The following is a 22,957-nucleotide window of genomic DNA, read 5'->3' as shown; positions in this document are numbered from 1 at the left end:
GTGAGACCCACCGGGTACGGGGCCCGTCGCGCTGCGTCGGGCGGCTGCGGGAGCGACCCGCAGCCCGCCGTCCGGACGCCGCGCCTAGGCGAGCAGTTTCTCGGCGGGGCGGGAGGCCTCGTCGTAGGCCTCGCGCATCAGCCGGCCGATCTGCTCGAACTCGTGGGCGCGCGAGCTCGAGGAGCGGTAGACCAGGCCGATCTCGCGGTCGGCGCGCACGATCGGGCCGAAGGTGGCGGTGGCCACGCCGGTGCGGTGGCACTCGGCGTCGACGGCGCTCATCGGCAGGAGGGTGGCGCCAAGGCCGGCGGAGACCAGCTGCATCAGCGTGGTCAGGCTCGAGGCGCGCGTGACGGCGTGCGCGGCCTTCGACGGGTTGATCTCCGCGCGGCGGCACAGGTCGATGATCTGGTCGTGCAGGCAGTGACCCTCGTCGAGCAGCAGCAGGTCCAGCTTGTCCAGCACGTCGAGGTCGAGGTCGTGGGCGCCGGCCAGCGGGTGGTTATCGGGCACGACGACCACGAACTCCTCGGTGTACAGCGGCAGGTCCACCATGCCGGAGGCCTCTGAGGGCAGCGCCATCAGCGCGAGGTCGATCTGGCCCTCGCGCAGCATGGTCAGAAGGTGCTTGGTCTTGTCCTCGACGACCGAGGGGCTCAACTGCGGGCAGTGCTCGCGCATGCGCGGCAGCAGGGTCGGCAGCAGGTAGGGCGCGATCGTGGGGATCATCCCGATGGTCAGCGGCCCGGTCAGCTCGCCGCCGGCGCCGCGGGAACGGTTGAGGAAGGCGTCGGCGGCCTCGAGGGTCTTCTTGGCGAAGGGCAGCAGCGTCTCGCCGATGGCGGTGACGATGACCTTGCGGGTGGAGCGCTCGATGAGCTGGACCCCGAGCCCCGTCTCGAGGGCCACGAGTGCCTGCGACAGTGAGGGCTGGGAGATGTTCAGCTTCTGCGCGGCGGTGCCGAAGTGCTTGTTCTCGGCGATGGTGACGAACGTCCGCAGCTGGGCGAGCGTGGGGCGGTACTCCTTGTTCGACATATCAATCAGGGTAACCTATCGCCGCTCGGAATGTGATCTCGGCCCCTAATAAGTCACGTGATATTCGAGGAACGGGAAATTTCCGACGCCGCGCCGCCCGGCGCGGCGGGTACCGCGCCCTCGGCGTACCCTCGGCGCGCCCACGCGCGCCCACGCGGGCCACCGCGGGCGTCGGAAATCTCTTTTCCGGGGCTACTTCCCGCGGAACTCCAGCGAGATCAGGCGCACCTCGCCGGCCTCGTCGGAGGCGTCGAGGTCGACCTCGCCGACGAACGAGAAGGCGCGGTCGTTGTCGGGGTCGCGCAGGATCTGGCGCACCGGCCAGCGCCGCTCGTTCGACTCCTCGACGAGGAAGTACTCGGGCCCGCGGGCGGCCGGCGAGGTGTCCACCTCGTCGAACTCGTTGAAGTAGGTGTCCATCGCCGCCGGGAAGTCCGGGGCGTCGTCCAGGTAGTCGAATGCGTCCGCCAGCTCGTCCTCCCGCTCGTCGGCGAAGAGCTCGACGAGGCGGAACATGGCGTTGCGCACCATGATGCGGAAGGCGCGGCGGTTCGCGGTCAGCGCGCTGGGGTCGGTGACCCCGAAGGCGAGCTCTTGGGCGACGACTTCCTTGGAGACCGGCTGGTCCGGGTCGGCCATCTGCGCCCACTCGTCGACCAGCGAGGAGTCGACCTGGCGGATCAGCTCGCCGAGCCAGACGACGATGTCGTCGAGCTCGTCGGTGTAGTAGGCCTCCGGCACCGTGTGGGCCAGGGTGCGCCACGCGTCGGTGAGGTAGCGCAGCACCACGCCCTCCGAGCGGCCGAGCCCGTAGGCGGAGACCAGGTCGGAGAAGGTCATGGCGTGCTCGACCATGTCGCGCACGACCGACTTCGGCGAGACGTCGAACTCCCGCGCCCACGGCGCGCCCCGCGCATAGGTCTCGAACGCGGCGTCGAGAAGCTCCTCCAGAGGCTTCGGCCAGGTGATGTCCTCGACGATGGCCATGCGCTCGGTGTAGTCGACGCCGTCGGCCTTCAGCTCGGCGATCTCGCGGCCGCGCGCCTCGCTGCGCTGGGCGCGTAGGATGGGGCGCGGGTCGTCGAGGACGGACTCGAAGACGCTGACGACGTCGAGGGTGAACGTCGGCGAGTCCGGGTCGAGCAGCTCGAGGGCCGCCAGGGCGAACGGGCTCAGCGGCTGGTTGAGGGCGAAGTCGCGGGGCACCTCGCGGGTCAGGCGGTAGGTGCGCCCGGCCTCGTCCGGCCCGCCGCCGGGGGCGCGCTCGACCACGCCGGCGTTGATCAGCCCGCGCACCAGCCCGACGGTGGTCAGGATGTCGCGGTTCTGGCGGGCGCGCGTCTCGTGGTTGCCGCGCAGCAGGTGCCGGAAGTGCCCGTAGGCGTCGCCCGGGCGCGCCAGGATGTTGATCACCAACGAGTTGGAGACGCGGAACTGCGAGTGCATCCGCTCGGCCGGTGCCTCGACGAGCCGGTCGAAGGTCTTCCTCGACCAGGTCACCTCGCCGTCGCGGGCGTGCTTGGTGCGCACCTTCTTGAGCTTCTTCGGGTCGTTTCCGGCCTTGGCGCGGGCCCGGATGTTCTCGATCTCGTGCTCGGGGGCCTGCACGACGACGTAGCCGGTGGTGTCGAAGCCGGCGCGGCCCGCGCGCCCGGCGATCTGGTGGAACTCGCGGGACTTCAGCACGCGCTGGCGGGTGCCGTCGAACTTGGCCAGGCCGGTCATCAGCACCGTGCGGATGGGCACGTTGATGCCCACGCCCAGGGTGTCGGTGCCGCAGATGACCTTGAGCAGGCCGGTCTGGGAGAGGCGCTCGACCAGGCGGCGGTACTTGGGCAGAAGCCCCGCGTGGTGCACGCCGATGCCGCGGCGGACCAGCTTGGAGAGCGTCTTTCCGAAGGTGGTGGTGAAGCGGAAGCCGGCCAGCTCGGTGTGCAGGCGCTCCTTCTCCTCGTCGGTCAGCAGCTTCAGGGAGGTCAGCGCCTGGGCGCGTTCGGTGGCCTCGCGCTGGGAGAAGTGCACCACGTAGACGGGCGCGCGGTTGTTCTCCAGGAGGCGCTCGATGGTCTCGTGGACCGGGTCGGTGGCGTACTCGAACTCGAGGGGCACCGGGCGCTTCGCGTCCGCGCCGACGAGCTGGGTGGCCCGGCCGGTGCGCTCGGTGAGGTCCTTTCGCAGGTCCGTGGTGTCGCCCAGGGTGCCGGACATGAGGAGGAACTGCGCCTGGGGCAGCTCGAGCAGCGGGACCTGCCAGGCCCAGCCGCGCTCGGGGTCGGAGTAGTAGTGGAACTCGTCCATGACCACCTGGTCGACGCCGGCGCGCTTTCCGTCGCGCAGCGCGATGTTGGCGACGATCTCGGCGGTGGCGCAGATGATCGGGGCGTTGCCGTTGACGGTGGCGTCGCCGGTCATCATGCCGACCTGCTCGGGGCCGAAGACGTCGCACAGGGCGAAGAACTTCTCGGAGACCAGCGCCTTGATCGGGGCGGTGTAGAAGCTGCGCTGCTTCTTGGCCATCGCGGTGAAGTGCGCGGCGATGGCGACCATCGACTTGCCCGAGCCGGTGGGGGTGGCCAGCACGACGTTGTCGCCGGCCACCAGGTTGAGCGCCGCCTCCTCCTGGGCGGGGTAGAGTTCGATGCCCTTCGAGCGGGTCCAGGCGGTGAACGAGTCGAGGATGGACTCGTCGACGAGGGAGGCGGGCACCTCGTCGAGGTCGGGCAGCATCTGGGCGAGATTCACCCTGCCCACCCTAGCCGGGCGGCCGCTCGGCGCGTGGGGCGCACCCGGGCCGGGTGGCCGCGCACCCGGGCGTGCGCGCCGACGGCGATCGGCGGGACGTCGTCAATCGGGGCGGGGCGCTCGGGGCTACTCGCCCTCGGGCGGCTGCGGGGCGTCCGGGCCCTCGCCGTCGCCGCCGTCTTCGCCGTTCTCGCCGTGCCGGCCGTCGCCGCCGTCCTCACCCGGCTCGTCGAGGCGCGCCAGGAAGCGTTCGAACTCGGCGCCGAGCTCCTCGCCGCTGGGCAGCTCCGCCTCGCCGGGCATGACCGCGCGCGGGTGGGCCTCGCGGTACTTCTCCACGGCCTCGTCGTACTGCTCCTCGAGGGCGCGCACGACCTGCTGGATCTCACCGGAGTCGTCGGTCTGCTCGGCCAGCTGCTCGGCCACCCGGCGCGCGTCGTGCTCGAGGGTGCGCAGCGGCAGGTCGAGGTCGGTGGCGTCGGCGACCGAGCGCAGCAGGTTCAGCGTCGCGGCGGGGTAGGGGGAGGCGGCCACGTAGTGCGGCACGTGCGCGGTGTAGCCGGCGACGTTGCGCCCGGCGCGCGCCAGGGCAGCCTCGATGCGCAGCGCGGCCGATCCCGGCAGGACCACCTTGCCGTCGAAGCGGTACATCCGGCCGACGAGCCCGGGGGCGTTGCCGTGGGCGGAGACGACCAGCGGGCGGGTGTGCGGCACGGTCATCGGCGCGGAGTACAGGCAGATGGTGTTCTCCACGTCGTAGCGCTCGACCAGGTCGGTGACGGCCTCGGTGAAGGCGTTCCAGCGCATGTCCGGCTCGGGGCCCGACAGCAGCAGGAAGGACCGGCCCTCGGGGTCGCGCAGCACGCGCATGTCGAGGTTGATCTCGTCGGTGCGGATGATCTCGTGGTCCTCCATGGTCACCGCGGGTCGGCGCGAGCGAAAGTCGACCAGCTCGTCGGTGTTGAAGGAGGCGACCAGGCGGTTCTCCAGGGCGGCGAGCAGGTGCTCGGAGACGGCCTCGACGGCCTGCCCGGCGTCCGCGTACCCCTGCAGCGCCACCACGAGGGTGGGCCCGTGCTGGTGTCCGTCCCGGATCTCCGGGGTGGGGTACTCCAGCTCGTACATCCGACGCTCGTCGTCGTTCATGACGTGCCTCCCTTACCTTCTCGCTTCGCCGCGACCGCCCCGGTCGGCGGGACGCTCACGGTCACACCGGGTACAACGCCACCGGCCCCGCCGATAATTCCGTGGGGGTCTGCGGCGGGCGGTCAAAGCCCCGGTCTGAACCGTCGATTATAGCCGTGCGCCGCGTCTCACGGGCCGCCCCGCGCGGCCGGTCCTGTGGATCGCGCGCGGTTGTCCACAGGCGGGCGGGTACCGCCGCGCGCCGGGTGGCGGCTGCGGTCACGATGGCGCCATGACCGATTCCACGGAACACACCCTGCACACTCCCGGAGACCTGATCGCCAACCTGCCCGCCGTCTTCGGCTTCTTCCCCGAGGACTCCCTGGTGCTCGCGGCCTTCGTCGACGACGGCACGCGCTTCGCCTTAGGCCCCGTCCTGCGCGTGGACCTGCGCCCCGTCTGCGCCGAGGCTCTCGACTCCGCCCTCGGCAGCCTGGACGCCCACCGGGCCGGCGGCGGGTGCGTCATCGCCGCCTTCGTCATCACGACTGAGCCCGCCGAGCGCGACCGCGTCTGCGAGCTGCTGTTTTCCGCCTCGCGCGCCGGGGACGCCGAGCTGCTCGGCTGCTGGAGCACCGAGGGGGTGCTGGCCGGCGGGACGTACGAGCTCGAGTTCTCCCCGCCGGGCGCCGAGCCCCTCGAAGACTGGTACGGCGGGCGCATCCCCGAGGTCGTCGCCGCCGCCGCGATGGGCCCGCTGTTGCGCCGCGGTGAGCTGCCCGAGCCCGACCGGCAGGCCGCCCTGGAGTTCTTCGCGCGCGCCGAAGAAGAGATTGACGACGTCGCGCCCGGTACCGTCGCCTTGACCGTCGCCGTCGAGCACGCCCGCGGCCTGGCGGCCGCGGTGCGGCGCGGGGGAGAGGCCGGGCGTGCCGCGTTCGCGACCGTCGTCGGCGCGGCCGAACGTGCCTTGACCGACGAAAGGCAAGGTCAAGGGCTTGTCGGTGGCGCCGATCCGGAAGATCTCGCCTGCCTGGCGGGCGCCCTCGGCGAGATCCACCTGCGCGACGCGGTGGCCGCGACGGTGCTGGAGCGCCCCCGGGCCGCCGAGCGGGTCCTGGCGCGGCTCTCGCGGGTGCTCACCGGTGACGCCCGGGCCAACGCGCTGTGCCTCTACTCGTTGGTCGCCGGTCCCGCCGGCCACGGGCACCGGGTGGCCGCCGCGCTGGCGGTGGCGCGCACGGAGTTCCCGGGCCACCGGCTCACCCGCCTGCTGTGCGAGGCGCAGCTGCGGTGCCGCCCGGAGATCGTCGCCGAGCGGGTACGCTGCGGCAGCCGCCAGGTCGCCGAGCGCCTCGGCGTGGCGGGCGCCGACCCGGCCGGCGGGATCGACGGACTCGCGGCGTAAACGGTCGGGCCGGAACGGGCAGCCAAAACTTGAGCCGCCCGGGCGGGTGCCCGGACGGCTCAGGAGAAGAGGAGGAGGCTCAGGCCTTCCCGGCGCGGTAGGCCGCGGCGTCGAGGTCCTTGGTGAAGGCCCAGGCGTCGGCGACGATGCGCGGCAGGTCCGTGCGCGTCGGGTTCCAGCCGAGCTCCTTCTTGATCCGCTCGGAGGAGGCGACGAGCACGGCCGGGTCGCCGGCGCGGCGCGGGGCGACCTCGGCGGGGATCGGGTGCCCGGTGACCTCGCGGCAGGTCTCGATGACCTGGCGCACCGAGTAGCCGTCGCCGGAGCCGAGGTTGAAGATGCGGTGGCGGCCCGGCTCGTTGGTCGTCAGCGCCAGCAGGTGGGCGTCGGCGAGGTCGCGGATGTGGATGTAGTCGCGCACCGCGGTGCCGTCCTCGGTGGGGTAGTCGTCGCCGAAGATGAAGATCTTCTCGCGCTGCCCCAGTGCGACCTGCAGCACCAGCGGGATCAGGTGGGTCTCCACCTCGCGCGACTCGCCGACGGCACCGTGGGCACCGGCGACGTTGAAGTAGCGCAGGCTCGTCGCGCCGAGGCCGAAGGCCGCCGCGTACGAGGTGATCAGGTGGTCGATGGACAGCTTCGTCGCGCCGTAGGGGTTGGTCGGCGCGGTGGGGAAGTCCTCGGTGATCGGCACCTCGGCCGGCTCGCCGTAGGTGGCGGCCGTCGAGGAGAAGACGAGGTTATCGACCCCGTGGGCGCGCATCGCGTCGAGCAGCTTCAGCGTCGAGACGAGGTTGTGGCGCCAGTAGGCGTCCGGCTTCTCCACCGACTCGCCGACCAGCGAGCGGGCGGCGAAGTGCAGCACGCCGTCGAAGTTTCCCTCGGCGAGGACCTGGTCGGCGGCGTCGTCGATGTCGCCGACGACGAGCTCCGCCTCATCCGGCACCGCGCCGCGGTTGCCGGTGGACAGGTCGTCGAGGACGGTGACCTCGTGGCCGGCCTCGACCAGCACGTGCGAGCAGACGCTGCCGACGTAGCCCGCGCCGCCGGTGACCAGCAGGCGCAGCGGGCGCGACTGGCTCATTCGTCGATCCTCTCGACGCGCAGGGCGTGGCCGAGGTAGTCGGCCAGCTCGACTGACTGCCCGTCGTGGGCGACGGTGACGGTGCCGGCGATGTTGGTCACGTCGATCTCGGCGCCGACGACGGCGCCGATCTCGGTCAGGGCGCGGAACTGGCGGACGTCGACCTGCAGGATCTCGTTGATCTGCAGCAGGCGCACGTGCACGGTCTCACCCTCGGGCAGGTCGACCGGGCGCACGCCGCGCTCCAGGGGCTCCGGGCCCTTCGTGCCGAGCTCCTCGAGGCCGGGCACGGGGTTGCCGAAGGGAGAGAGCGTCGGGTCGTCGAGCACGGCGATCACGCGGCGCTCGACCTCGTCGCTCATCACGTGCTCCCAGCGGCAGGCCTCCTCGTGGACCTGGTGGATGTCCAGGTCGAGCACGTCGGTGAGCAGCTGCTCGGCCAGACGGTGCTTGCGCATCACGGAGATGGCGCGGGCGCGCCCCTCCTCGGTCATCTCGAGGCTGCGGTCCTGGCGCACGTGCAGCAGGCCGTCGCGCTCCATGCGGGCCACGGTCTGGCTGACGGTGGGGCCGGACTGCTCGAGGCGCTCGACGATGCGGGCGCGCAGCGGCGTGATGCCCTCTTCTTCCAGTTCGTAGATCGTGCGGAGGTACATCTCCGTCGTGTCGACCAGATCTCTCACGTTCTCGGACCTCTTCGTGCTCTGCTGTCAGCGGCTGACCTGTCGGCGACACCGGCGCCGGCGGGGGACGATCCGCAGACGGGCAATGAATCCGCCGCGGATAATGAAGTTATCTTATCAATCCTGCGCCGTCGGTGAGACAACGCCGCCGAACCTGCGTTCGCGACCAGAATACGCCAGGCTCGCCTTCCGTGGGCGGATTGCGACCCACGTGCCGTTCAGAACTGCATACCTAACTGCCCCGTGCAGCAGAAATCCCCGCCGCCCACGGCGACGGGGAAGGTGCCCGGGAGGGGATGACCCCCGGAACCGGGCCCGGGCGGGGGAGGAAGGCTAGAGGGCGTAGTCGCGCAGGCGGTCGGCACGCTCGCCGTCGCGCAGCTTGCTCATCACCTCGCGCTCGATCTGGCGCACGCGCTCACGCGAGAGCCCGAAGCGCCGGCCGATCTGGTCGAGGGTGCGCGGCACGCCGTCGTCGAGACCGTAGCGCAGGCGGATGACGTCCTCCTCGCGGTCCTCGAGCGTGCCCAGCACGGAGCGGATGTCCGAGTGGCGCAGCGAGGCGACCACGGCGGTCTCCGCGTCGGCGGCCTCGGCGTCCTCGATGAAGTCGCCCAGCGGGGCCTCCTCGTCGGCGCCGACGGGCATGTCCAGGCTGACCGGGTCGCGCGACTGGCGCAGCAGCATCTCGATGCGGTGCTCCGGGATGCCGGACTCCTCGGCCAGCTCCTCGTTGGTCGCCTCGCGGCCGAGGTGCTGGTAGAGCTCGCGCTTGATGCGGGAGAGCTTGTTGACCTGCTCGACGAGGTGGACGGGCAGGCGGATGGTGCGCGACTGGTCGGCCATGCCGCGGGTGATCGCCTGGCGGATCCACCAGGTCGCGTAGGTGGAGAACTTGAAGCCCTTGGCGTAGTCGAACTTCTCCATCGCGCGGATGAGCCCCAGGTTGCCCTCCTGGATCAGGTCCAGCAGCGGCATGCCGCGGCCGGTGTAGCGCTTGGCCAGGGAGACCACGAGGCGCAGGTTGGCCTCGAGTAGGTGGCTGCGCGCCTTGCGACCCTCGCGGATGAGGACCTTCAGGTCGCGCTTCTTGGCGCGGGTGAGACGCTGGTCGGAGTGATTGAGCACCCGGTCCGCATAGAGCCCGACCTCGATCTGCTGGGCGAGCTCGACCTCCTCCTCCGCGGTCAGCAGCGCGGTCTTGCCGATGCCGTTGAGGTAGACGCGGACCAGATCGGCCGACGGGTTGTCGTTGGTCTGGTTGCGGCGACTGCCCTTGTCGTGGGGGGCGTCCTTCGAGTCGTGGTCCTTGGCGGACGCAGTTGTCATGCAGGCCTCCTCAGTGTTGCCGTCTCGAAGGGTGTAACGCACGGGCGGGCGGGAAAGTTCCCGTGCCCCTTTTCGGGGTCAGTCGTGGGTGCCCCGGAACTCACTCGCGCGTGTCCACCAGCACGGTAAAGGGACCTTCGTTGACGGAGGCGACGCGCATCATCGCCCCGAAGCGCCCCTCGGCCACCGTGACACCGCGCTCGCGCAGCCCCGCGGTCACCTCCGCGATCGCCGCCTCGGCCTGCTCGCCGCCGGCGGCGTCCGACCAGGAGGGCCTGCGTCCCTTGGCGGTGCGCCCGTAGAGGGTGAACTGGCTGACCAGGAGCACCGGGGCGGCGGCGTCGGTCACGGAGACCTCGCCGTCGAGCACGCGCAGCTCGGCGATCTTGCGCACCATCTTCTCGATGTCGGCGTCCCCGTCCTCGCGGTGCACGCCGACCAGGGCGAGCAGCCCCGGCTCCTCGATCGCGCCGACGGTCTCGCCGTCGACGGTCACCGACGCCGAGCTCACCCGGGTCAGAACCGCTCTCATCGTCTACCTCTTCCTTTACTTCTCTTCGATTGTCGACGCCGCGCCCCGCCCCGCGGGCGGTTCCCGCGCCGTGGGTGCGTGGGCGGCCTAGTCGGCCTGGTCGGCCGGCAGCAGCAGGCCGTGGCGCACCAGGTCGGCGGCCACGGCCGCCGCCCCGGCGCGCACCTCCCCGGCGTCGAGCCCCTTGGCCGCGGCGTAGAGCTCCGCGACGTCGGAAAGCGTGAGCCCCTGCGGGTGCAGACCGGCGACCACGGCGGCGACGTGTGCGTCGACCTCGTGGCTGAAGCGCGGCCCGTCGGTGCGGGTCAGGCGCTTGACCTCGTCCGCGAAGCCCATGCCGGCCCCGGCGTCGGGCAGGCCGACCTCCTCGAGCGCCACCCCGGGGCGCACCCGGAAGTTCGCGGCGAGCACGCCCTCGGCGTCACGCTCGCGCAGCCAGGCCGCACGCCGGAAGTACTCCTCGACCTCGGGGCCGAGCGGGTCGGTGAAGGCCTGGGTCAGCTCCTCAGCGACGACCTCGGAGGGTGCCTCGCCGATGTTCTCCACGGCCACGAAGCCGAAGCCGACCGCTTCGACCTGCTCGGCGGCGAAGTAGTCCAGCCACGCGCGGGTGCGCGCCGCACCCTCCGGGGAGCGCGGGTCCACGCCCTCGTCGCGCAGCCAGGTGCCCACGTAGGTCGAGGGGTCCACCCGGTCGCGCTCGAGGGCCCAGGCGGCCACGCCCTCCTCGGGCAGCCAGGAGGCCACCCGGGCCGCCCAGTTCTCACCGGCGCGGTGCACCCAGGCGGCCAGCAGATGGGCGTGCCCGCCGGGGTTGAGGTGCCCGGGAACCCCGGAGACGACGGTCGCGCTCGCGGCGTCCAGGCCGAGCCCGGAGTCGCGGTAGACGTGGCCGACCTCGGGCGGGCCGACGACGAACGGCGGGTTGGACACGATTCGGTCGAAGCGGCGTCCGGCCACCGGCTCGAACCAGGGGCCGTTGACCACCTCGGCGTCCGCGCGCCCGGCGCCGGCCAGGGTGGCGCGGGTGAACTCGAGGGCGCGGTCGAGCACGTCGGTGGCGGTGATCTTCTCGGCGAGACCGGCCTGGGCCAGCGACTGCACGCCGCAGCCGCAGCCGAGGTCGAGCAGGGAGCCGACGGGGGAGTCCGGCACCGAGCGCAGCAGGGTCAGGCTGGCCTGGCCCATGCCGGGCACGTGGTCCAGGCGCTGCTCGGCGTCGGTGACCGAGGCGTCGCGGTCGGAGAAGACGACGCGGTCGGCGCCGTTCAGGTGGACGGGGCGCACGTCGACGAGCGCGCGCAGTGCGCGTCCGGTGGCGACGGCGCCGGAACCGCCGGCGTCGGCACGCGGGGCGTCGTCAATCGGGGCGGCCTCGAAGACGCCGGCGGCAACCAGCGCGGCGACAAGATCGGCACCGAGGACCTCGGCGAGTTGCGCCTCGGGTACCGGCTCGCGCAGCAGGAAGGCGCGCACGGGCACCTCGAGGTCGGTCGCGGTGCGCTCGAGGGTCCAGGCGACGGCGGCCGGCTCGCCGCGGTGCAGGGCGGCGACGGCCTCGCCGTCGAGGGCGTCGTGGAGGCCGGGCTCGGTGAAGCCGAGCTCGATAAGGCGGGCGGCCAGGCGCGCGGCGGGGCCGGAGAGGTGGTCGGTCGCGGCGTCGGGTCGGGTCACTTACTGGGCCTCCAGTTCGGGTCGTCGATGGTGGGATGGGGCTCCTCGGTCGCCTGCGCGCGTCCGGGGCCGAGCTCGCGGTACCGCGCCCCGTCGAGCTGCTCGGCGTGTTGCGCGGCGACGGCCCGGCGGTACTCGCGCGCGGCGGCCGGCTTGTAGACGTTGCGCTCGCGCTTGTCGGCGACCTCACCCTTCTCGTTGGCGATGACCACCGCGATCCAGGGCAGCGGCACGGAGACGATGAAGACGATCGTCGCCAGCCACCAGTTCTCCCAGACCAGGTAGGTCATGATCGCCAGCGCGATCAGCGGCAGGCGCAGCAGCTGCAGGGTCAGGTAGATGACCTTGCGCCGGTGCAGGTTCTGCCCGGCGGTGCGGTGCTGCGAGGTGATCAGCTCCGCGCGCCGCCGGCGCAGCCGCCAGCGGTGGTGGCCGCCGGCGTCCGCGGCGGGGGTGTCGGCGGGCGCGTCGACGAAGAAGACGTCGTCGCCCGACGTCTTCGCGTCCTCACCTGCAGTGCCCTCGTTCATCGCCTACCAAGGGTAGACCCCCGATGGACCGCCGAGTCACGGTTGGGGCATTATGGGGTCCGTGAAAACCGGAACGACCACCATCGAGCGCCCAGACACCCGGGAGAGCACCGGCACCACCGACGACACGCCGAAGTTCTTCCACTACGTCAAGAAGAACCAGATCGTGGACTCCGCGGTGAGCGGAAAAATGGTCGTCGCGCTGTGCGGCGAGACCTTCCCGGTGACCAAGCAGGCCAAGCCGGGTTCCCCCGTGTGCCCCGACTGCGAACGGATCTACAGGAGCCTGCGCAAGAAGTGACCCGGCAGCTCATCAGGGGGCGGCTGCGCGACTGGCAGGCGCGCGCCCTGCGCAAGTACCTGACCGAGCGCCCCAAGGACTTCCTGGCCGTGGCCACGCCCGGCGCGGGCAAGACGACGTTCGCGCTGCGCGTGGCCGTCGAGCTTCTCGACGTGCGTGCCGTCGACCGCGTCGTGGTCGTCGTGCCCACCGAGCACCTCAAGATGCAGTGGGCCAAGGCTGCGGCACGGGTGGGCATCTCCCTGGACGCGGAGTTCAAGAACTCCGACGGCTTCAACCGCAACTTCGACGGGGTGGCCGTCACCTACGCCCAGGTCTCGCTGCACCCGTTCAAGCACCACGCCGTGTCCACCGCCCGGCGTACGCTCGTCATCCTCGACGAGATCCACCACGGAGGCGACGCGAAGAGCTGGGGCGACGGCATCCGCGAGGCCTACCGCGACGCCGAGTACCGCCTCGCGCTGACCGGTACCCCGTTCCGTTCCGACGACGCCGCCATCCCCTTCGTGCGCTACGAGGAAGACGGCGAGGGCCACCTGGTCAGCCGCGCCGACCACACCTACGGCTACTCCGACGCGCTCGCCGACGGCGTGGTGCGCCCCGTGATCTTCCTGGCCTACTCCGGCGAGGCCCGCTGGCGCGACTCCGCCGGCGAGGAGTACGCCGCCCGCCTGGGCGAGCCGCTCAACGCCGAGCAGACCGCCCGGGCCTGGAAGACCGCGCTCGACCCGCGCGGCGACTGGATCCCGGCGGTGCTCTCCGCCGCGCACACCCGGCTGCAGCAGCTGCGCAACAACATGCCGGACGCCGGCGGCCTGGTCATCGCCAGCGACACCAAGACCGCCCGCGCCTACGCCAAGATCCTCGAGCGCTACTCCTCGACGCCGGTGACCGTCGTGCTCTCCGACGAGCCGGGCAGCTCCGACCGCATCGACGAGTTCTCCGCCTCCACCGACGAGTGGATGGTGGCCGTGCGCATGGTCTCCGAGGGCGTCGACGTCCCGCGGCTCGCCGTGGGCGTCTACGCCACCGCCGCCTCCACGCCGCTGTTCTTCGCCCAGGCCATCGGGCGCTTCGTGCGCTCGCGCATGCCCGGCGAGAACGCCTCGATCTTCCTGCCCAGTGTCCCGGTCCTGCTGGACCTGGCCGCGAAGCTGGAGAAGTCCCGCGACCACGTGCTGGGCAAGCCCCACCGCGACAACGGCGGCTGGGACGACGAGGCCCTGGCCGAGGCCAACCGGGAGAAGAACGAGCCCGACGAGGAGACCGGCTACCAGTCCCTCGGCGCCGAGGCCGAGCTGGACTCCCTGATCTACGAGGGCTCCACCTACGGCACCGGCGCCGGCGCGGGCTCCGCCGAGGAGCGCGAGTACCTGGGCCTTCCCGGGCTGCTCGACGCCGAGCAGGTCAAGGCACTCCTGCAACGCCGCCAGACCGAGCAGCTCGACGCGCGCACCCGCCAGGCCAAGCAGACCGAGGAGAACCAGCGCCGCGAGCGCGAGGCCTCGCGCACCGAGGGCGCCCGTCGGGCGCGCGAGCGCGTGGCCAGCGAGGAGCTGCCGAAGCTGCGCAAGGAGCTCAACGCGATCGTCTCGATCACCGCGGCGCGCACCGGGCGCCCGCACGGCTCGATCCACAACGAGGCCCGCCGCGCCTGCGGCGGGCCGCCGACCGCGCTGTGCTCCGCCCAGGAGCTGCGCGACCGCATCGCCTACCTGCGCAAGTGGTAGGCGACGCGGCTGACGCCGCGTCGCAGGGACCGTAAGGAGGGACCGGCCCCGGGGGAGGGCGCGCGGCGGCAGCCGCGGCCCGCACCGCAGACGCGCAAAGGGAAACGCCCGCGTGGGGGCACACGCGGGCGTCGGAAATTGAAGGTGGGGGACTAGTCGAGGTAGTCGCGCAGCACCTGCGAGCGCGAGGGGTGGCGCAGCTTCGACATCGTCTTCGACTCGATCTGGCGGATGCGCTCGCGGGTCACCCCGTAGACCTGGCCGATCTCGTCGAGGGTGCGCGGCATGCCGTCGGTGAGCCCGAAGCGCAGGCGCACCACGCCGGCCTCACGCTCAGAGAGCGTGGTCAGCACGTCCTGCAGCTGATCCTGCAGCAGCGTGAAGGAGACCGCGTCGACGGCCACCACGGCCTCGGAGTCCTCGATGAAGTCGCCGAGCTGGCTGTCGCCCTCGTCGCCGATGGTCTGGTCCAGGGAGATCGGCTCGCGGGCGTACTGCTGGATCTCGATCACCTTCTCCTCGGTGATGTCCATCTCCTTGGCCAGCTCCTGCGGGGTGGGCTCGCGGCCCAGGTCCTGCAGCAGCTCGCGCTGGATACGGCCCAGCTTGTTGATGACCTCGACCATGTGCACCGGGATGCGGATGGTGCGCGCCTGGTCGGCCATCGCGCGCGTGATCGCCTGGCGGATCCACCAGGTGGCGTACGTGGAGAACTTGTAGCCCTTGGTGTAGTCGAACTTCTCGACGGCACGGATCAGGCCGAGGTTGCCCTCCTGGATCAGGTCCAGGAAGGCCATGCCGCGGCCGGTGTAGCGCTTGGCCAGGGAGACGACCAGGCGCAGGTTCGCCTCGAGCAGGTGGTTCTTGGCCTTGCGGCCGTCGCGGGCGATGGAGCGCAGGTCGCGCTTGACCGCCGGGGTCAGGCGGGCCTCCTTGTCGCCGTCGGCGAAGGCCTTGGCCATCTGCTCCATGCGGTGGTTGGCGTAGAGGCCGGCCTCGATGCGCTTGGCCAGCGAGACCTCCTGCTCGGCGTTGAGCAGGGCGACCTTGCCGATCTGCTTGAGGTAGGCGCGCACGGAGTCCGCCGAGGCGGTCAGCTCCGCGTCCTTGCGCGCCTGGCGCAGCGCGGCCGACTCGTCCTCGTCCCAGACCGAGGAGCCGTCCTCCTCCTCGTCGTGGTCGTCGTGGCCCTCACCGTGGGCGTGCGCCTCGGCGTGGGCGTCGTCGTGACCCTCGTCGTGGGCGAACTCGTTCTCCTCGACGTCCTCCTGGGACACGTCCTCGGGGGAGGTGGCCTTGGCGGTCGCCTTCTTGGCGGTGGTCTTCTTCGTCGCCTTCTTGGCCGATTTCTTCGCGGTCTTCTTGGCCGTCGACTTCGTCGCCTTGCGCGTGGTCTTGCGGGCGGACTTCTTCGTCGCCTTCTTGGTGGCCTTGCGCGTGGACTTCTTCGCCGTCTTTTTGGCGGTCTTCTTCGCCGGGGCGGCCTCCTCGGCGGAGGAGGCGTCGGCGGGGGCCGCGGCCTTGGTGTCGGCGGCGGCCTTGGTCTTCGCGGAGGACGCCGCGGGCGTCTTCTCCGCGGTCGCGGTGGTGCCGGCGGTCGCGGCACGGCGGGGAGTCGCCTTGCGGGCGGTCTTGCGCGCCGACTTCTTGGCGGTCTTCTTGGCCGTCTTGCGCGCGACAGTCCCCTCGCCCGATGCGCTCTCGGCCTGCTGGCCGTCGGTGGGGTTTCCTGGAGTGCCGGTGGCTGCCACGTACGCCCTTTCGCTCTACCTACAAGTCCCGGAAGGTTCCCGACGGGGTGCCGGGCGCCTCCTCTACGAGGTCGCCGCGCCCTGACAGCGGGCGTTCGGCGGCCCCCGGATCGTGGTCCCCGGCGCCTGCCTTACGGTCCGGAGAGACACCAGGGCCACGAGTTGACAAGCGCCCAGTATAGATCAAAGCCGCGCGGCGGTGTGCACCCCTTCCCCGGCGCGGTCCGGGTGCGCTCTAGCGCAGGCCGTAACCGGAGCGGTTGAACTCCTCGCGCAGCAGGTGGCGAGTGGTTTTCGTCGCCGCCTTCTCCGAGAGACGACCCAGCAGCTGGTCCGACCACGCCGAGTGGGCGCCGTAACGCGAGTAGTACCCGGCCAGCGTCTCGTCGTAGGCGGCCAGCGCGGCCGCCGCCTCCGGGTCCGTGCGGCAGTCGACGTAGCGGTCCCGGTGGGCGAAGAGCTCGAGCGGCAGGCGCGGCTTGGTACCGGCCTTCTCCTCCGGGTCCGGGTGGCCGATGGCCATCCCGAGCACGGGCACGACGTCGCGCGGGGCGCCGACGAGCTCGCGCACGCGGGGGACGTCGTTGCGCAGGGAACCCAGGTAGACGGTGCCCAGGCCCATCGACTCGGCGGCGTCGACGGCGGCCTGCGCGGCGATGCCGACGTCCGTGACCGATGCGAGCACCTCCTCGAGGTAGCCCAGCCCGCCCAGGTCCGGCGCCTCGCCGCCGGCGGCCGCGCGTGCGGCGAGCAGCCGGGCCCGGGAGTGGTCGACCAGCCAGACGAGCACCACCGGGGCGCGCGCGATGTGCCCGGCCATCTGCCGGGCGGCCTCCTCCAGGCTCTGCTTGGTCGCGGGGTCACGCACGGCGACCACGGAGACGGTCTGCTTGTTTGACGACGTCGCGGCCGACTGCGCGGCGGAAAGAATCGCCGTGAGCGTGGCCTCGTCGACGTCGCGGGCCAGCCAGCGGCGCACGGAGCGGTGCCGCAGCTGGTTGGCGATTGTCTCCGTGAACGGGGCCGGCGTGGTCCGCGGGGCGTTCTCCGCGCCGTAGCGGGCGGCGAGCAGCTCCGTGGCGTCCGCCTCGGTCAGATTCCCGGTGTTCTCCTCGGGTCGGGTCAACGGTGTCCTTTCAGTTCGCCTCGGTTGGTCTCGGTCCGTCTCAGCTCGGCCGCTCAGGGCTGCAGGTGGTCGTGGACGGCCATGGCCGCGCCGACGATGCCGGCGGTGTTGCGCAGGTCGGCGGGGATGACCGGGGTCTCCACGGTCAGCTTCGGGATCCACTTGTCGGCCTTGCGCGAGATCCCGCCGCCGACGATGAAGGCGTCGGGGGAGAAGAGGCGGTCGTACTCGTTGAGGGCCACGCTGACGCGCTTGGCCCACTGCTTGTAGCTGAGGTCCTCGCGGTCCTTGACCCCCGAGGAGGCGAAGTGCTCGGCGTGCTCGCCGTCGATGATCAGGTGCCCCAGCTCGGTGTTGGGGAACAGCTGGCCGTCGATGAGCAGCGCCGAGCCGATGCCGGTGCCCAGGGTCAGGAAGATCACCGCGCCCTTGGAGGCCTCGGGCACGCCGTGGGCGGCCTCGGCCACGCCGGCGGCGTCGGCGTCGTTGAGCACCGAGATCTCGCGGTCGCCGAGGTGGGCGTGGAAGAGCTCCTGCAGGTCGGTGCCCACCCAGGACTTGTCGATGTTGGCCGCCGAGTGCGCGACCTGTCCGTGCACGATCGCCGGCAGGGTGATGCCGACGGGGCCGTCCCACTCGAAGTGCTCGACGACCTCGGCGACGACGGCCGCGACGTTCTCCGGCGTCGACTTCTTCGGGGTCTTGATCTTGTGGCGGTCCCCGATGAAGACGCCCTCGTCCAGGTCGACGAGGGCGCCCTTGATCCCGGAGCCGCCGATGTCCACGCCGAATCCGACGTTGTCCTGCTTAGCCATGCGTCTCATCCTACCGAGGCACATGCGCCGCGGCGGTGGGACAATGGCGGGTGTGACGACCGCCCCGGCGCCGCCGGGGCGGGCCCCACCACCTCGAGGAGTGAGACGGAGAAGATGACTGAGCCGACCGAGCTGCGCGACCTGGCCGCCGAGATCGCCCGGGAGGCCGGCGTGCGCGTGCGCACCCGGCGCGCCGAGCTCGGCGACGTGCGCGCCTACACCATGACGAAGTCCTCGCCGGTCGACCCGGTCACCGTCGTCGACACGATGAGCGAGGAGTTCATCGTCGGCGAGATCGCGCGCCTGCGCCCCGGCGACGGCGTCATCGGCGAGGAGGGCTCCCAGGTCGCCTCCCACTCGGGGGTCTCCTGGGTCATCGACCCGATCGACGGCACCGTCAACTTCGTCTACGGGCTGCCCGCCTTCGCCGTCTCCGTGGCCGCGGCCGTCGACGGCGAGGTCGTCGCCGGCGCCGTCTACGACCCCTCGGCCGACGCGCTCTACAGCGCCGCCCGGGGTGCCGGCGCCACCCGCACCGATCCGCAGGGCACCGAGACCCTCGCGGTCTCGAGGGAGACCGACCCGGAGCGCTCCCTGGTGGCCACCGGCTTCGCCTACGCCTCCCGCGCGCGCCGCCGCCAGGCCGAGCTCCTGGTCGACCTGCTGCCGCGGGTGCGCGACATCCGCCGCTCCGGCTCGGCCGCCCTCGATCTGTGCCGCCTGGCCGAGGGGCGCGTGGACGCCTACTACGAGTACGGCCTGAGCTGCTGGGACTTCGCCGCCGGCGCCGTCATCGCCGAGGAGGCCGGCGCTGTGGTCGACGCCCCGGCGCTCTCGGTGCCCAGCTCCGAGTACCGCCTGCTGCGCGCCGCGGCTGGCCCCCTGGACCCGGCGCTGGGGGACCTCTTCGACGAGCTGGCCATGCCGGCCCAGCTCGCCCCGCTGCACTGACGCCGCCGTCCCCGGGGCGGGACCCTCGCCGGGCGCCGCCCCGGGCCCGGGTTACACCCGCGGAAAACGCCGCGTGGCGTGGATATATGACAGGCGGGCGTGTGTGGTTTAGTATCCGCCACCAAGAACACGTCGTCCGCCCCGCAGGCAGGTGGGGCGACCCCAACCTTGTGAGGGAGTAGTGAGGCTGCCGTGGCCACCGATTACGACAACGCCCGTCGCCGCGAGGACGATGAGCTCGAGACGGATTCCCTGGAGGGCCTGAAGGCCGCCGAGGCCGCCTCCTCGCCGATCGACGAGGACGGCGAGATCGTCGACTCCTTCGACCCGCCGAGCAACGACCTCTCCGGCGAGGAGCTCAACCTCCAGGTCGTCCCGCGCCAGTCCAACGAGTTCACCTGCTCGGAGTGCTTCCTGGTGCAGAAGACCGCCCGCCTCGACCACCGCGAGGCCGACGGCTCCCCGGTCTGCAAGGACTGCGCCTAGTCCCGCAGAGCGCAAGAAAATTGCCGACGTCGCGCAGCGCGACGTCGGCAATTTCGTTTCAGGTGGGGCGCCTACCGCGTTTCTGGGGGGACGCCTACCGCAGCGTGCGGGTGGCCTCCTCGGCCTGGCCGGGAAGGAAGGCCTGCAGCAGCTGCTCGGGGTGGCGGGCACCGATCAGCCAGTAGGGGGTCGGGTCGTCGGGGTCGTCGAGGACGAGCATGACCATCTCGGCGACCCAGCCGTGGGAGACGACGAAGGCCGCCGGGTCCAGCTGGTGGCCCATGGCGTTGCGCTTCGCGTTGGCGGGCACCGCCAGGGAGCGTGAGACGACGTCGCCGGGCAGCATCGCGTCGCCGGCGAAGAGCCAGCGCGTGCCGTCCGCGTCCTCCTCGACCTGCAGCACCGTCGAGGACAGGGAGACGAGCACCCACACCGCCAGGGCGGAGAGCACCACGGCCGGCACGATCAGCCAGGTGATCGTGCGGTTGTGCGCGAACTGGGCAGTCAGCAGCGCGACCAGGAGGAACGCCAGGATCCACCAGTAGAAGGGCACCCACTGGCGCTCGCGGTAGAGCACCTTCGCTTGATTGTTCGCCGTCTCAGTCACACCCGCAGAGTCTACTGGAGGCCGCGGCCGCGCAGAACCCCGGGCGCGGGGGCCGGGCCGGGGTGTGGCGGCGCGGTGGTGCGCGCCGCGCGGGGCGCACCGTATCGTGGGGGCCGTGAGTGAGACCCTGGACCCGAACATGACCGTGCGCGTGCGCCGGATCGACCCGGACATGCCGCTGCCCAAGCGCGCGCACCCCGACGACGCGGGCGCGGACCTGTGCAGCGCCGAGGACGTCGACCTCGTCCCCGGCGAGCGGCGCCTGGTGCGCACCGGCATCGCCATCGCGCTGCCCGCCGGCACCGTCGGCCTGGTGCACCCGCGCTCGGGTCTGGCCACCCGCCAGGGGCTGACCGTGATCAACACCCCGGGCACCATCGACGCGGGCTACCGTGGCGAGTTGAAGATCAGCCTGATCAACCTCGACCCGCACGAGACCGTCCACGTCGCCCGGGGCGAGCGCATCGCCCAGCTGCTGGTCCAGAAGGTCGAGCTCGTCGACTTCGCGGAGGCCGACGACCTCGGCGAGACGGAACGCGGCACCGGCGGGCACGGCTCGACCGGGCTGAACTGAAGCCAACGGGACCGACGACAACCACAAGGGGAGCGAGGAGCACATGGCGATCTGGCCTTTCGGCAACAAGGACAAGCACAAGCACGGGGACGCCGCGCAGGACGCCGGCGCGCCGGGCGTCGGCGCTGAGGGCGCCGCGGGTGCCGGGAACGGCGCCGGCGCCGCGGTGGACGACACCGCGGCCGACGCCGCCGCGGCGCAGGACGCGGCCGCTGACGCTATGGCGCAGTCCGCGGGCACCGCCGACGCCGCCGCTGAGGCGGGCGCCGGCGAGGACGTCCAGGTCTCCGGCACGGGGGAGACCGGCCCCTTCGACGGCGACTCGGTCAACATCGAGGACTTCGACTTCTCCGACTTCGCCTCCGGCGTGCTCAACCTCGGTTCGCTGCGCCTGCCGCTGCCCAAGGACTCCCAGGTGCAGGTCGAGATGGGCGAGCAGGGCCCGCGCATGCTGCACGTGGTCACCCGCCACGGCCGCATCACCCCGGTCGCCTTCGCCGCCCCGCGCTCCGGCGGGCAGTGGCGCACCACCGTCACCGAGATCGTGGCCAAGATGAAGGAGGACGGCCTGGCCCCCGAGATCGTCGACGGGCCCTGGGGCCGCGAGATCGTCGCCCCCAACGAGAACGGCCAGCTGCGCCTCATCGGCGTCGACGGCCCGCGCTGGATGCTGCGCTTCACCCTCGCCGCCCCCACCGGCCACGAGCAGGACCTGGCCGACGAGGCCCGCGACCTGTTCGCCCGCACCTTCGTCTACCGCGGCCAGGACCCGGTGCTCGCCGGCAACTCCCTGCCGGTCGCGCTGCCCGCGCAGCTCGTCGAGCAACTGCAGCAGGCCATGAAGCAGCGCGCGGCCCAGCAGGCCCGGCAGAACCAGCAGAACCCGGGTGGTGGCGCCGGTCAGCCCAGCGGCACCACGGAAGCGTGATCGCACATGACTGAGTCCACCAGCCACCCCGAGCACCTCGCCTCCGGCGACACCTGTCAGGTCACCGTCGAGCGCATGGCGCACGGCGGCGAGGGCATCGGCACCGTCGCCGGCCGCGTCGTCTTCGTCCGCGGCGGCCTGCCCGGCGACACCTGCACGGTGCGCATCGCCCAGGCCAAGAAGCGCTTTGCCCGCGGCGACGCCGTCGAGATTCTCGAGGCCTCCCCGCTGCGCGTGCAGCAGCGCTGCCCGGCGGCCGCGAAGGGCGCCGGCTGCTGCGACTACGGCGTGGTAGACCCCGACGCCGAGGTCGGCCTGAAGGTCGACGTGCTGCGCGACCAGCTGACCCGCCTCGGCGGGTTCACCACCGCACCCGCCGTCGAGTCCGCCGCCCTGCACCCCGTGACCGGCTGGCGCACCCGCGTGCGCCTGGGTGTGGACTCCCAGGGCCGCGCCGGGCTGCACAAGGCCCGCTCGCACGAGCTGGTCACCGACGCCGTCTGCTCCCAGGTGCTGCCCGGGCTGCTCGACGGCGTGGTCGGCGACGGCGCGCGCCGGTTCACCCCGGACGCGCAGGTCATCGTCGCCCAGACCGACGAGGGTCGCCAGATCGTCGAGACCCGCAAGACCGGCCGCGGCCGGCGCGCCGAGCGCGTCTCCGAGATCATCGAGGGCCCCGAGGCCGGCCGCATCGAGGTCGCCGGCCGCGAGTTCCGCGTCGCAGCCCCCGCCTTCTGGCAGGCGCACGTCGCCGCCCCGGCCGCCTACTCGCGGCTGGTGGAGCGCTTCGTGGCCGCCGAGCCCGCGGCCAGCCGCGACAGCGTGGCCGCAGAGGCGGGACGCGAGCGCGTCGCCGAGGACGCCGGAAAGCCCGCCTCGGACGGCTCGGCAACCGCGCCTGAGGGCCTGGACGCCGACGCGGCGGGCGTCGGCGATCAGGAAGGCGACGCACCCAAGGTGGGCTGGGACCTCTACGGCGGCGTCGGGCTGTTCGTACCCGCGTTGGCCGCGGCGCTGGGGGAGGGCGCGGCGATCCACACCGTCGACTCCTCGCCCTCGGCGCGCGCGGGCAGCCAGCCGGCCCTCAAGGGCATCGACCACCACGTGCACCCGGTCACCGTCGAGCGCGCCATGGCCGAACTGCCCCACCCGGACGCGGTGGTCCTCGACCCGCCGCGCACCGGCGCGGGCGCCGAGGTCGTCGCCGCCGTGGCCGCCGCCCACCCGGGTGTGGTCGTCCACGTCGGCTGCGACCCGGCCACGCTCTCGCGCGACCTGTCCGACTGGCGCAAGAACGGCTACTGGCTGACGGACTGCCAGCTCGTGGACGCCTTCCCGGGCACCCACCACTTCGAGGTCGTCTGCCGGCTCGAGCCCGCCGACCCCGCAGGCAACGCCGCCGCCGAGGAGACCGCGCGGCTCTCTGCCGCGGGGGATGCGGCGCAGACCGCCCCCGTCGGCCACGGAGGCGCGGCACGCTAGTACGATCGAGGGAACGCGCCGTAGGGTGTCAGCCGCCCCCATCAGGGGGTGGCAGGCGGCC

General features: G+C 72.2%; 21 protein-coding genes. 8 read left to right on the top strand and 13 right to left on the bottom strand.

What is annotated here, in order from left to right; all coding sequences use genetic code 11:
• Nucleotides 1-84 precede the first annotated feature (84 nt).
• From QP119_RS07920 to QP119_RS07910, 3 genes are all read right to left on the bottom strand, one after another.
• Entirely contained in the window at nt 85-1,038 is a 954-nt protein-coding gene (locus tag QP119_RS07920; protein WP_284775072.1) for a hydrogen peroxide-inducible genes activator, read from the bottom strand.
• 192 nt (nt 1,039-1,230) lie between these two features.
• Nucleotides 1,231-3,765, bottom strand: coding sequence for a DEAD/DEAH box helicase (locus QP119_RS07915; RefSeq protein WP_284775127.1), 2,535 nt, complete (start codon nt 3,763-3,765; stop codon nt 1,231-1,233).
• A 141-nt stretch (nt 3,766-3,906) separates the two neighbouring features.
• Nucleotides 3,907-4,926: a PAC2 family protein gene (locus QP119_RS07910; protein ID WP_284775070.1), complete on the bottom strand. Its 1,020-nt coding sequence runs from the start codon at nt 4,924-4,926 to the stop codon at nt 3,907-3,909.
• Nucleotides 4,927-5,197: 271 nt separating this feature from the next.
• Between QP119_RS07910 and QP119_RS07905 the strand changes: the two genes are divergently transcribed.
• A complete protein-coding gene (locus QP119_RS07905) occupies nt 5,198-6,313 on the top strand; it encodes a DUF4192 domain-containing protein (RefSeq protein WP_284775069.1) in 1,116 nt (371 codons plus the stop codon).
• Between the two features lie 79 nt (nt 6,314-6,392).
• Here QP119_RS07905 and galE read toward each other — a convergent pair whose 3' ends face one another.
• From galE to QP119_RS07875, 6 genes are all read right to left on the bottom strand, one after another.
• Nucleotides 6,393-7,379, bottom strand: a complete 987-nt coding sequence (galE, locus tag QP119_RS07900; RefSeq protein WP_284775124.1) for a UDP-glucose 4-epimerase GalE — start codon at nt 7,377-7,379, stop codon at nt 6,393-6,395.
• A gap of 14 nt (nt 7,380-7,393) precedes the next feature.
• The gene (locus QP119_RS07895) at nt 7,394-8,080 is read right to left on the bottom strand and encodes a metal-dependent transcriptional regulator (protein WP_284775067.1); all 687 of its coding nucleotides are present in this window, start codon (nt 8,078-8,080) and stop codon (nt 7,394-7,396) included.
• 333 nt (nt 8,081-8,413) lie between these two features.
• The gene (locus QP119_RS07890) at nt 8,414-9,409 is read right to left on the bottom strand and encodes a sigma-70 family RNA polymerase sigma factor (protein ID WP_284775066.1); all 996 of its coding nucleotides are present in this window, start codon (nt 9,407-9,409) and stop codon (nt 8,414-8,416) included.
• Nucleotides 9,410-9,509: 100 nt separating this feature from the next.
• Entirely contained in the window at nt 9,510-9,941 is a 432-nt protein-coding gene (gene dtd, locus QP119_RS07885) for a D-aminoacyl-tRNA deacylase (protein ID WP_284775065.1), read from the bottom strand.
• Between the two features lie 87 nt (nt 9,942-10,028).
• Entirely contained in the window at nt 10,029-11,615 is a 1,587-nt protein-coding gene (locus QP119_RS07880) for a methyltransferase (protein ID WP_284775064.1), read from the bottom strand.
• Nucleotides 11,612-12,145, bottom strand: coding sequence for a DUF3099 domain-containing protein (locus QP119_RS07875; protein ID WP_284775062.1), 534 nt, complete (start codon nt 12,143-12,145; stop codon nt 11,612-11,614). Before QP119_RS07875 ends, QP119_RS07880 begins: the two co-directional genes overlap by 4 nt.
• Nucleotides 12,146-12,206: 61 nt before the next feature.
• Here QP119_RS07875 and QP119_RS07870 point away from each other — a divergent pair, with 61 nt between their 5' ends.
• Together QP119_RS07870 and QP119_RS07865 are read left to right on the top strand one after the other, a co-directional pair.
• Nucleotides 12,207-12,446 (top strand): DUF3039 domain-containing protein, encoded by a 240-nt coding sequence (locus QP119_RS07870; protein WP_075664881.1) that lies wholly within the window; start codon nt 12,207-12,209, stop codon nt 12,444-12,446.
• An 11-nt stretch (nt 12,447-12,457) separates the two neighbouring features.
• On the top strand, nt 12,458-14,176 hold the full coding sequence (locus QP119_RS07865; protein WP_284775122.1) for a DEAD/DEAH box helicase: 1,719 nt from the start codon (nt 12,458-12,460) through the stop codon (nt 14,174-14,176).
• 152 nt (nt 14,177-14,328) lie between these two features.
• Here QP119_RS07865 and QP119_RS07860 read toward each other — a convergent pair whose 3' ends face one another.
• The 3 genes from QP119_RS07860 to ppgK all read right to left on the bottom strand — a co-directional run bounded on the left by QP119_RS07860 (nt 14,329) and on the right by ppgK (nt 17,868).
• Entirely contained in the window at nt 14,329-15,927 is a 1,599-nt protein-coding gene (locus QP119_RS07860; RefSeq protein WP_284775060.1) for an RNA polymerase sigma factor, read from the bottom strand.
• 235 nt (nt 15,928-16,162) lie between these two features.
• On the bottom strand, nt 16,163-17,053 hold the full coding sequence (locus tag QP119_RS07855; RefSeq protein WP_284775058.1) for a nitroreductase family protein: 891 nt from the start codon (nt 17,051-17,053) through the stop codon (nt 16,163-16,165).
• Between the two features lie 53 nt (nt 17,054-17,106).
• Nucleotides 17,107-17,868: a polyphosphate--glucose phosphotransferase gene (gene ppgK / locus QP119_RS07850; protein ID WP_284775057.1), complete on the bottom strand. Its 762-nt coding sequence runs from the start codon at nt 17,866-17,868 to the stop codon at nt 17,107-17,109.
• A gap of 114 nt (nt 17,869-17,982) precedes the next feature.
• On the opposite strand from ppgK, the gene QP119_RS07845 reads away from it, so the two are divergent.
• Both QP119_RS07845 and QP119_RS07840 read left to right on the top strand, forming a co-directional pair.
• Nucleotides 17,983-18,819 (top strand): inositol monophosphatase family protein, encoded by an 837-nt coding sequence (locus tag QP119_RS07845; RefSeq protein ID WP_284775054.1) that lies wholly within the window; start codon nt 17,983-17,985, stop codon nt 18,817-18,819.
• 192 nt (nt 18,820-19,011) lie between these two features.
• Complete coding sequence (locus QP119_RS07840; protein WP_284775052.1) at nt 19,012-19,305, top strand: DUF4193 domain-containing protein; 294 nt, start codon at nt 19,012-19,014, stop codon at nt 19,303-19,305.
• Nucleotides 19,306-19,399: 94 nt separating this feature from the next.
• On the opposite strand, the gene QP119_RS07835 is transcribed toward QP119_RS07840, so the two are convergent.
• On the bottom strand, nt 19,400-19,912 hold the full coding sequence (locus QP119_RS07835; protein WP_284775050.1) for a DUF3093 domain-containing protein: 513 nt from the start codon (nt 19,910-19,912) through the stop codon (nt 19,400-19,402).
• Between the two features lie 139 nt (nt 19,913-20,051).
• On the opposite strand from QP119_RS07835, the gene dut reads away from it, so the two are divergent.
• The 3 genes from dut to QP119_RS07820 are packed head-to-tail and all read left to right on the top strand — an operon-like array spanning nt 20,052 to nt 22,896.
• Complete coding sequence (dut, locus tag QP119_RS07830; RefSeq protein WP_284775121.1) at nt 20,052-20,486, top strand: dUTP diphosphatase; 435 nt, start codon at nt 20,052-20,054, stop codon at nt 20,484-20,486.
• A gap of 43 nt (nt 20,487-20,529) precedes the next feature.
• A complete protein-coding gene (locus QP119_RS07825) occupies nt 20,530-21,414 on the top strand; it encodes a DUF3710 domain-containing protein (protein ID WP_284775048.1) in 885 nt (294 codons plus the stop codon).
• A 6-nt stretch (nt 21,415-21,420) separates the two neighbouring features.
• A complete protein-coding gene (locus QP119_RS07820; protein ID WP_284775047.1) occupies nt 21,421-22,896 on the top strand; it encodes a class I SAM-dependent RNA methyltransferase in 1,476 nt (491 codons plus the stop codon).
• Nucleotides 22,897-22,957: the final 61 nt, after the last annotated feature.

The sequence above is a fragment of the Corynebacterium frankenforstense genome (genome assembly GCF_030211955.1).
In the GTDB taxonomy this organism is placed as follows: Bacteria; Actinomycetota; Actinomycetes; order Mycobacteriales; family Mycobacteriaceae; genus Corynebacterium; species Corynebacterium frankenforstense_A.
This window is presented reverse-complemented; position numbering and strand designations above follow the sequence as displayed.